General features: G+C 46.1%; 1 pseudogene. It reads right to left on the reverse strand.

The window, feature by feature from the left end:
• Nucleotides 1–412, reverse strand: a pseudogene (locus tag QTN94_RS20715) (hypothetical protein); the annotation flags it as partial.

Here is a 412-nt window from a genome sequence, read left to right on the forward strand (position 1 = left end):
CTCACTTCAATAAGACGAGTGCCAAATTCTTTTGGCGCAGGCTCTACGGTTAAATCACCTTGTTTTTTACCTGACGCTATATAGCCCAGTTGTTGATGTTTTGAGGCTTGCCAGTTAAACGGCATGCTAACCAGTACCGTGATGGTATCATCCGTACTACCACCCAAATCTAATCGATAGGTGACGGGGCTACCTTCTTCTTTTTTTTGGCTCCATGTGCCGTTCTGCTCATTAAGCATAACAGCTGGCATCGCCTCACTGGTGCCATAGCTATAAACTTGTTTGGGCTTACGCGTTATTTGTAAGCCAATCCGTTGGCCTATGGTAAATGCAGGCAAGGTCAACTCCAATTGCCATTGGTTGGTGCCAGTGTCCATCCATTGGGAAGGTTTTCGGTTAGGGACTGAGTTAA

Origin of the sequence: Vibrio sp. M250220 (genome assembly GCF_036533795.1) — a bacterium.
GTDB lineage: Bacteria > Pseudomonadota > Gammaproteobacteria > Enterobacterales > Vibrionaceae > Vibrio.